This window comes from Anabaena sp. CCY 9910 (assembly GCF_963920875.1).
Lineage (GTDB): Bacteria > Cyanobacteriota > Cyanobacteriia > Cyanobacteriales > Nostocaceae > Trichormus > Trichormus variabilis.
The window spans coordinates 155501-165872 of sequence record NZ_CAWUDJ010000010.1 but is presented as its reverse complement, the minus strand read 5'-3'; the positions used below and the strand labels follow the sequence as shown (position 1 = coordinate 165872).

Annotated in this window: 5 protein-coding genes; all 5 read left to right on the top strand. The window is 41.6% G+C overall.

Annotated elements, in window-relative coordinates; translation table 11 throughout:
- Positions 1-395: 395 nt before the first annotated feature.
- Positions 396-1826 (top strand): hypothetical protein, encoded by a 1431-nt coding sequence (locus ACM5QX_RS10760; RefSeq protein WP_414753504.1) that lies wholly within the window; start codon positions 396-398, stop codon positions 1824-1826.
- Between the two features lie 132 nt (positions 1827-1958).
- Positions 1959-3134, top strand: a complete 1176-nt coding sequence (locus ACM5QX_RS10755) for an ARPP-2 domain-containing protein (RefSeq protein ID WP_414753503.1) — start codon at positions 1959-1961, stop codon at positions 3132-3134.
- Between the two features lie 215 nt (positions 3135-3349).
- Positions 3350-5785 (top strand): filamentous hemagglutinin N-terminal domain-containing protein, encoded by a 2436-nt coding sequence (locus tag ACM5QX_RS10750; RefSeq protein WP_414753502.1) that lies wholly within the window; start codon positions 3350-3352, stop codon positions 5783-5785.
- Positions 5778-8435 carry a CHAT domain-containing protein gene (locus tag ACM5QX_RS10745; RefSeq protein WP_414753501.1) on the top strand — a complete coding sequence of 886 codons (2658 nt, stop codon included), beginning with the start codon at positions 5778-5780 and terminating at the stop codon, positions 8433-8435. The genes ACM5QX_RS10750 and ACM5QX_RS10745 overlap by 8 nt, the downstream gene beginning before the upstream one ends.
- 128 nt (positions 8436-8563) lie before the next feature.
- Entirely contained in the window at positions 8564-10339 is a 1776-nt protein-coding gene (locus ACM5QX_RS10740; protein WP_414753500.1) for a PAS domain S-box protein, read from the top strand.
- Positions 10340-10372 lie beyond the last annotated feature (33 nt).

The window sequence follows — 10372 nt, the reverse complement described above, 5'->3', positions numbered from 1 at the left end:
CAAGTCTTGGTTCTTCTGAAATCGATAAGCTGACAACGTTAACTGAACCGTATTGAGCTATGATTCAGTCTTGCTGTTCGCGGGACTCTGGTATGACTTCCGAACCCAGTCTGTGAAACTGTCCTAGCTAGTTGTGCCGCCTTTCCCCGAACAGCACCCATAACAATTCAAAATTCAAAATTCAAAATACCCTACGGGAAGCGCAAGCGCTACAAAATTCAAAATTTTTTAGTTTTACTACTAATGTTCGCGGGACTTTGGTATGATTTCCGTTCCAACCTTTTAAGTTGTCTAACCTAGTCGTACCGTTCTTTCCCCGAACTTGATATAACTCTTTCTCTTTGCGCCTCCGCGTCTCTGCGTGAGTAAATAAAAAACTCATCCCACAAAGCTTTATGACTAACCTCAATACCAACCGCATCGAACAGGTAGCGCGAGAAGATTTAGTAATGTTTATTAATGCTTGCCTCGCCTGCACGGGACAAAAAGAATTTTATGATGATGCTTATGGTCAACGAGTATCAATTGACTTTCTCCATGATTATATTCTGGGTAATTACCGCTTACTTTATGCCCGGACTTTAGCCGCAGGTATCAACCATTTTAACCAAGCCCAAATTATCTTAAAATTACTGGCCACAGGAAAAGACACAATCCCCGAACATCGCCAAGAAGAAGGCGCACTGATTGCCCACGCACTCAACGCCTTACCTCCACAACGAGCTTGGGGAGTTTTACAACAGTTACGACAACGTAAAATTAATAATAGACGAAGTAGAGCGATCGCCCGCGATTATTTAAGTATGCGGCGTGATATGAGTTTTGATGCTGTTAAGTATCGCGCAAAAGTGAGAGCGATCGCCACCCATGCCCACCTAAAACTACAAGGTGAATTGGGTACTTTCCTTTTCCGCAAATGGAAGCAACAGTCTTACTCCACCCAGTTATTTGAACAGTTTCGCCAAGCCCATTACAGCACCGAAGCCATTTACAATTTGCCTTTCACTATCGCTGAAGGATTTGCAGTTAAACACAAAGTCCCCCGTGATGTTTTCTTATCTCGGATTCAACAGCAAATGACTTTAGGAGAAAAGCTGCGTTTGCAAGGTGCGGCGGAACGTAACGAAACTGATATCAATGTAGATTTTGGTCGTCTTCCCTTAACCAAGTTGGCGTTATATATTTTGTCCTTACCTTGGGATATACGACAACAACAAAGAGATATTCTACATCAAGCCTTAGAGCGATCGGCACATTTAGCGTTAAAAAAAGCACCCCTCAAACTGGGAAAAGTTGCAGCCGTTTTGGATTGCAGTTATTCCAGTTCCGGCTCTAGTGAAAAGCGCCGCCGTCCCTTGGGTATAGCTATGGCTGCACACTACTTATTACAAGTCGCCGCGCAAGAATATCAAGCTTTTTGGACAGTACCCGTAGAAGATTCATTGCAAGTAAGCGCCCGTGGACAAACTGACTTAGCCACACCACTGTTAGCCGCTTTAGCAACAAGAGCCGAGTTAATCATTATTATTTCCGATGGTTGCGAAAATGACCCACCCAATGGAGCAGCCGAAGTCCTACGCGTCTACCGGAATAAATTAGACCCCAGAGGGCGAACTTCTATCATTCATTGCAACCCTGTATTCAACTCCGACGACTTTTCTCTACGCACCCTCAGCCCAGCCGTCCCAACTGTAGGACTAAGAGACGCAGAAGATTTACCAACTATGCTCAACTTTGCTCGTTTTGCTGAAGGTTCTGCACCGTTGTCAGAACTAGAAACATATCTAGCAGAACGAGTAGAGCAATTAATTAGGGGTAATGGGTAATAGGTGATGAATTTTTTACTCAGTAGTAGGGTGGGCATTGCCCACCAAAACCAAGCTAAGTTTATCAGATTGTCCTTAATTTTGAATTGGAGCAAGGCGACTTGAGCGCAGGTTATTACGAATTAACTTATTATGTCAAAAACCAAAACTTTATTAACAGATATATCCCTCAAAGGATTGGAAATTGCACCTTCTCAAATACGTGGTGCAGTGCGTATCGTACCATTACTGCGGCGAGAAGTGCGGGGTGATTTGCGTTTGCTGCGTCGTTCTTACGATGAAGATATTGCGGTGGTTTCCCTGGAGGGTCAAATAGCCGAACCGGGGATGAAATACTATTCTTATGTTCCTCATGGCTTAGTCATGTCTTGGAGTGATGACGGTAGTCCAGTAGCTAGCTTTGGCGGACAAATGCTCAAGCCTGATGGTAAAAGTCATTCCTGTTGTGCAAGTGTGCGGTTAATGCACCGCATGGCGAAGCGGGAATCAAGGAACCAACTGAGATTTTTACCTTTGCACTTAGCAATGGAAGGTTTTTTATCGCTGTTTTTCTCAGGGCCAGATATTGCTTGGAGTGAGTATTCTAAATATGTTTTGTCTCATGGATTGGGTTCACGCTACGAATCATCTTTTAGCGGACGTTACATTGGTGGACTAGAAGATGCTTTGCGGGTATTTGAGATTCATAAAAGACAAGTGGGTGTATTGGTATTTGTCGCTGAAGCTTTAGCCTCTGCTTTTGTCGTTCCCACACCTGAAGACTACCGCGCTTTGCATACCAGTCTTTTAGAGGATTTTTATGGTGAACTAATTTACGAATACAGCTTGATGTATGGTGCAACTTTTCCAATGGCTACATCTGTAGATGATGCCCAGATTAATAGTTTGACAGATTTAAGTGGAGCGATCGCCCAAATGCGATCAGATTGGGCTGCATTCCAAGGATTCATGGCGGAAGGATTGCTACAGCGCCAACTCCAATCCCAGAGAGTGTACACGGCTGGTTCATTCCACCTGCAACGGTTCATTACTAACCTGCAACCCAAAGAAGAAAACCATATCGGTGAAGCGATTATTCGAGATAACGGAGAGTTAGAATATCTCAAAACTTACCGTTTATCAACCGCCCAAACCCGTCGCGTGTACTTACTCAGCCAACTAGCTGAATATAACTGGAATATCGATGCTACAGCCAAAGCCTTGGGACACACCCGCGATGAACTAGTTTCTCGCCTTGAGGCTTCAGGTTTTGGCTATCTACTCAATCAACAAGTACGCGACGCAGCACGGAAAAAAGCGAAAAGGTGAAGATGGGGAGCAATAGGAATTCAAAATTCAAAATACCCTACGGGAAGTAGTAGGGTGGGCATTGCCCACCTTATCAAGGTTTTGGTGGGCATTGCCCTACAGATACTTATAGAAAATTGATTTAAAAAATATAAATAACCCTAAAATAAAGTCCGTTTTTTTTCACACAAATCAGATATTACTTGTAGTTATTATTATTTGATTTTGTGGAAAATATGGTCAAATATAAGTTTTTAATCGGTAATATCAGTATTTTATTGTGTTTATTAAACTTTACTACCGCAAAAGCAGAAATTATTCCCGATACTACACTTCCTAGTAACTCTACTGTTAGACCAGTGAGAAATATCCGAGTAATTGAGGGAGGTACTCAAAGGGGAGAAAATTTATTTCATAGCTTTAGGGAATTTTCTTTTTCTGCCTTAACTACTAATGTTACAGGAAATGTTGCTATTTTTAACCACGATTTGGCAGTCCGAAATATTATTACTAGAATTACAGGTGGCTCACCTAGTTATATTGATGGTTTGATTACAGCTACCTCAGGTAGTAGAGCTAATTTGTTTTTGATTAATCCTCAGGGTATAATTTTTGGGGCAAATGCTAGTTTAAATATTGGCGGTTCTTTTGTGGCGACTACCGCAAATAGTATCAAGTTTGCTGATGGGATAGAATTTAACACAAATACTAATAATCATAACTCCTTATTAACAGTAAATGTTCCCGTAGGGTTGCAATTTGGTGATAGTCCGGGAAATATTGAACAGCCAATGGTTGCTAATTTACCTTTGGAATTGCAAGTAAGAGATGGCAGAACTTTAGGATTAATCGGTGGGAATTTATTATTAGAAAGTAGTCTTTTAGAAGCGCCTGGGGGCAGGGTTGAGCTAGGTAGTGTTACTGGAGGTGGTTTTGTCAGCCTTAGCCAAATTGATGATGCTTACGTTGCTGGATATTCAGGTGTACAAGATTTTGGAGATATCAATCTTGCGGCTGGAACTTTAGTTAATAGTGGTAGTGTACCCATGCAAGATAGTGGTGGTGCAATTCAAATTCAAGGAAGAAATGTCACGATTGACGATTCACTAGTTTTTACAGTTAACTCTGGTTCGCAAACAGGAAATAGCCTCGTTGTTAATGCTACTGAATCTTTAAAAGTAGGTGGCACTTCTAATATCTTGACTATTGCTCAGGCTGAAGGTAAGGCGGGAGATATTTGGATTACAGCTAAAGATTCAGTAGAATTAAGGGAAGAATCATTCATTGGTTCACAAGTCTGTTCTTTAGGTGGAAATTGTGCCAATGTGACAGGTAATGGTGGCAATTTGACCATTGAAACCGGGCGACTTTTGCTAACAGATGGTGCGGGAATAGAAGCTTCTACATTTGGTGCAGGAAACACGGGAAATATTTTAGTTAAAGCTACAGATTCTATAGATTTAAGGGGAGAAAGTCCCGATGGTGATATTCCCAGTGGAATTTTCGCACAAGTTTCCCCCGATGCTCCCGGAAATGCCGGTAATACTGGCACAATTACCCTACAAACTAGACGGTTGAATATTCAAGGTGGCGCACAAATATCTAATGTTTCTAGGTATGGAAGTCAGGGGGGTGATGTCTTGATTAATGCCTCAGCAGGTATTCAAGTGAGTGGTGCTTCCCAATTTGCTACAGCCTCATCTTTAGATATTTTTCGTAGTGGGATTTTTGCTGCAACTCAAGCAGGAACTACAACCAATGACAGCACATTAAATATCAATACTGGATTACTGACTGTAGAAAACGGAGCCAGGCTAACAGCAGATAACTTAAATATTGTAGGCGATCGCCTCATTATTCAAAATGGGGCAGAAGTTACGGTGGCTGGAGAGTCGGGAAATTTATCTATCAAGGCGCGATCGCTTAAACTAGATAACCAAAGTCAATTAATTGCTCAAACTACCTCCGGTAATGGTGGCAATATCACTCTCAATCTCAGCGCCATATTGCGACTACGCCTTAATAGTCAAATTTCCACATTTGCTGATGGTAATGGTGGCAATATCGAAATTAATAGCCCTTTCATTGTGGCAACTCCCAATGAAAATAACGACATCGTTGCCAATGTGTTTGGGGGTGCAGGGGGTCGGGTGACAATCAGTACTCAGAAATTTCTTGGTTTAGTTGTGCGTAATCGAGGCGAACTTGAGCAAATTTTAGGAACTAATGACCCCAATCAGCTTGACTCAGGATTTTTACTCACCAATGACATTGTTACTTTCTCACAGACCAGCCCATCTTTAATAAATACGGCCACAATTAACAGGCCGGATGTAGACTCGCGTCAGAGATTTGCTGCGTTCCCCACAAATCCCATCAATACATCCAGGCTAACCCAGGTTTGTAGTTCAGATAGTAGGAAAAAACCACGACTGAAAGACAGTTTTCAAGGAGAAAGGAAAACCAAAAATTCCCCCAGTCCTCACCATTTGTTAACAATCAGTAATTTTACCCCCATTGATGTTGTGGATAACCCTGATTCCCCTAAAATTGTGGAAGCACAGGGATGGGTGATCGATACTGATGGCAATATTACCTTAGTTGCTCCGGTTCCTACTGTTAATCATCACTATCCCTGGTTTTCGTCCACCATCTGCCATATTCATGAATAAAACTACTAGGGTCTACTATCCTGATTTTGTTACAGGTAGAATACGGAAGATAAAAGGTAAGCTGTTCAAGTTCTTACATTTGGCTTTGTGCTTTCTGTTGGCGTTGATATGTACGGTGAATTCGCCAGTGCTGGCAAGAGTAGTCACCCCAACTCATACCGCACAAGTCACTTCTACCATCTCCCTAGTAGAACAGGGTAAAGCCCTATACGATACAGGCAGGTTTGCTGAAGCAGCGCAAATATTACAGCAGGTGGCGCAGGAATATCAGCAAAAGGGTGAAAATCTCAAATTAGCAGCGACTCTCAGTAACTTGTCTTTAGCCTATCAGCAAATAGGTGAGTGGCAACAAGCACAGCAGGCGATTACAGACAGCTTAAATTTACTTGAGGGAAAAGAGCAGAACCCCCAAGTATTAGCCCAATCATTAGATATTCAAGGCCGTCTGCAACTGGCGATGGGTAAACCAGAGGCAGCTTTAAGCACTTGGCAGCGCACAGCCAAGATATATCAACAAACTAAAAATTTTAATGGCGAAATGCGATCGCAAATCAATCAAGCCCAGGCATGGCGGACACAGGGCTTTTATCGTCGGGCGGTGAAAGTTTTACTAGAAGTTAGGCAAAAATTACAATCACAGCCAGACTCCCTGGAAAAAGCAGTGGGATTGCGATCGCTTGGTGATGCTCTGATGGTAGCAGGGAATTTAATGGACTCCCGCACTACCTTAGAACAGAGTCTAGAAGTTGCCAAGCGCTTGGCAATACCTGGGGAAATTGCAGCTAGTTACTTTAGTTTAGGAAACAATACCCGCGCTAAACTGCAAATATCAGAAGCGATCAACTACTATCAACAAACAGTAGCCACATCCCCCTCACCTTTAACGAAAATTCAAGCCCAAATCAACCACCTCAGCTTGCTGCTGGAAAACGAAAAATTCACGGAAGTTGCCCCTCTGATCCCAGCAATACAAGCCCAAATCAACCAATTACCCCCTAGTCATGCGGCTATCTACGCCGAGATTAACTTTGCTCAAAGTCTCATGAAACTGGCGGGTTCCGACAACCAAGGGCGGAATCAAAATGTTCCATCAGCACCAAGCACTCAGGATGTAGCCAAATTATTAGCAACCACTATCCAACAAGCCCGCAGTTTGGATGATAAACGGGCAGAAGCCTATGCAATATTGAGTTTGGGGAATTTGTATGAACAAAACCAGCAATTGCCAGAAGCCAAAAGTCTGACACAACAAGCCTTAATCTTAGCCCAGGCTAGTAACGCGTCAGACATTATCTATCGCTTGCAGTGGCAATTGGGGCGGTTGCTATGGGCGCAAAAAGATATATCTGGTGCGATCGCCGCTTATGATACAGCAGTAGAAAGCCTAAAATCCCTACGCAGTGACTTAGTAGCTGTCAATCAAGATGTGCAGTTTAACTTCCGTGACAGTGTAGAACCCATCTATCGGCAATCGGTGGAGTTATTATTGTCATCCCAGCCAGAAAAAGTTAATGACAAAATTCTCGATAAAGCCCGTCAACGAATTGAAGCATTGCAATTGGCAGAATTAGATAACTTCTTTCGGGAAGCTTGCTTGCAAGGCGAAACAGTGTTACTTGATCAAGTGGTAGACCAAGATAACCCCACAGCAGCGATTCTCTACCCGATTATTTTGCCAAAACAGATTCAGGTAATCGTTAAGATTCCCCAGAAACCTTTGCAACTTTACAGCACTAATGTTGAACAAAGAGAAGTTGATGAAGTTCTGAGCGAACTACGCAAAAACCTTGTTCGTCCCACAGCTAACAAAAACGTCAAAACTCAGTCACAACAGGTTTACAACTGGCTTATCAAACCTATTGAATCAGAACTAGCAGCTAGTGGGGTAAAAACTCTCGTGTTTGTTCCCGATGGTTTATTACGCAATTTACCACTAGGCGCACTTTATGATGGACAACAATACTTAATAGAAAAATATGCGATCGCCTTGAGTGTAGGTTTGCAACTCCTCGACCCCAAACCCCTACAACGAGGAGACCTGAGAGCATTAACGGCTGGACTCACTCAACCCCCACCAAACTACCCCAACTTTGCCCCATTACCTGCAATCAAGTCGGAAGTAGACTTAATTGCTAGCGCAGGAGTTTCCATTACAAGTTTGTTCGACCAGCAATTTACCCGCGAAGCACTAGAAAAAGAAGTCAACACAGAACCATTTAACGTAGTTCATTTAGCCACACATGGCCAATTTAGTTCCCGCGCTGAAAACACCTTTATTTTGGCAGCAGATGGGCCAATTAACGTTACCCAGTTCGATACCTTGCTTCGCAGTCGAGAACAAATTCGTCCGAGTGCAGTAGAACTATTAGTTTTAAGCGCTTGTCAAACCGCAGCCGGAGACAGTCGCGCTGCTCTTGGTCTAGCCGGAGCCGCAGTCCGCGCCGGCGCACGCAGTACGGTAGCATCTCTGTGGCAAATTGATGATGAATCAACAGCTTTATTGGTTGGTGAATTCTATCGAGAACTCAAAAACAACAACATCACTAAAGCCGAAGCCCTCCGCCGCGCCCAACTAAAATTATTACAACATCCCAACTACAGCGCCCCAAGTTACTGGTCTGCCTACGTGTTAATTGGTAATTGGTTGTAATATTTAGCAAATAGAGATCAGGTTAACTATCAGGGCTGATTTGGGCAACATTAATACTAATAACATCAGAAGTTCTTGTGGTAGCAGAAAAGCTTCTGATGATTTAATTTGCTCGGAGATTAATCACTATGTTTCCTGAATTTCAGCATCAAGAATTGCAGTCTTGTTGCCAGCAGGGCGATCGCCTAATGGTAGATTTACAGAAGCCACAACAGGAACTTCAAGAAACCCAGGGTAAATTATCGCTAAAAAAATCTCTCAAAGAAGTAGGAGATATCAAATTTGCCTTAGATCAGTCATCTATTATTGCTGTGACAAATCATCAAGGCATTATTGAATATGTAAATGATAATTTTTGTCAAATATCTCAATATCAACCAGAAGAATTAATTGGCAAAACTCATAGAATTATCAATTCCCATTATCACTCAAAAGAATTTTTCCAACAAATGTGGTTAACCATCAGCCAAGGAAGAGTTTGGAAAGGTGAAGTTAAAAATCTGGCGAAAGATGGCACATATTATTGGGTAGATACAACTATTGTCCCCTTGTTAGATGAGCAAGGTAAACCTCAGCAATATGTGGCTATTCGCAATGATATTACTGCTCGCAAACAAGCAGAAATAACTTTAAAACAATCCCTTAAAGAAATAGCAGATATCAAATTTGCCCTAGACCAGTCGTCTATTGTTGCTGTAACAAATCATCTAGGAATTATTGAATATGTCAATGATAAGTTTTGCCAAATATCTCAATATCAGCCAGAAGAACTAATTGGTAAAACTCATAGAATCATCAATTCTGGGTATCACTCCCCAGAATTTTTCCAACAAATGTGGTTAACTATCAGCCAAGGAAGAGTTTGGAAAGGTGAAGTTAAAAATCTGGCGAAAGATGGCACATATTATTGGGTAGATACAACTATTGTCCCCTTGTTAGATGAGCAAGGTAAACCTCAACAATATGTGGCTATTCGCAATGATATTACTGCTCGCAAACAAGCAGAAGCCGAACTCAGCAAGCAAGCGAAGGAACTTGAACAAGCGTTAAAACAACTACAACTTACCCAACTGCAACTTATTCAAAGTGAAAAAATGTCTTCTCTAGGTCAATTAGTAGCAGGTGTGGCTCACGAAATAAATAATCCAGTGAACTTTATTTCTGCTAATCTCAAACACGCTTGCCAATATACTCAAAACCTATTGAAAATGATTCATCTTTATCAAACTTACTACCCAGAACCAGCCTTAGAGATTGCAGAAGAAGCTGAACATCTCGACCTAGAATTTTTACTTGCAGACTTGCCAAAACTTTACTCTTCGATGACACTGGGAGCAACCCGCATCAGCAAGATTGTTACTTCTCTACGTACATTTTCGCGTCTTGATGAATCTGATTTAAAAGCTGGTGATATACATGAAGGTATTGATAGTACATTAATGATTTTAGAACACCGTCTGAAATCCCAGCAAAATCGACCTGATATTTTAGTTATAAGAGAATATGGTAATTTGCCTTTAGTTGAATGCTATGCTGCCCAACTCAACCAAGCCTTAATGAATATTTTAATCAATGCTATTGATGCTTTAGACGAAAAATATGAACAAGAAAACTATCAGCAGGTAACACCTACTATCCATATCTGTACAGAGATATCAAGTTATAAACAAATAACTATCCGCATAAAAGATAATGGTGTAGGTATGTCAGATGCAGTAAGACAAAAAATATTTGACCCTTTCTATACAAGTAAACCTGTAGGTAAGGGAACTGGTATGGGCTTGTCTATCAGTTACCAAATTATTACTAATAGACATGGTGGGTCTTTAGAATGTATTTCTTCTCTGGGAAAAGGCGCAGAATTTATAATTGCAATTCCCATTCACCTGATGAAAAATACATAGAAGTGTCATCTTCAGATATAATTGGTATGACAT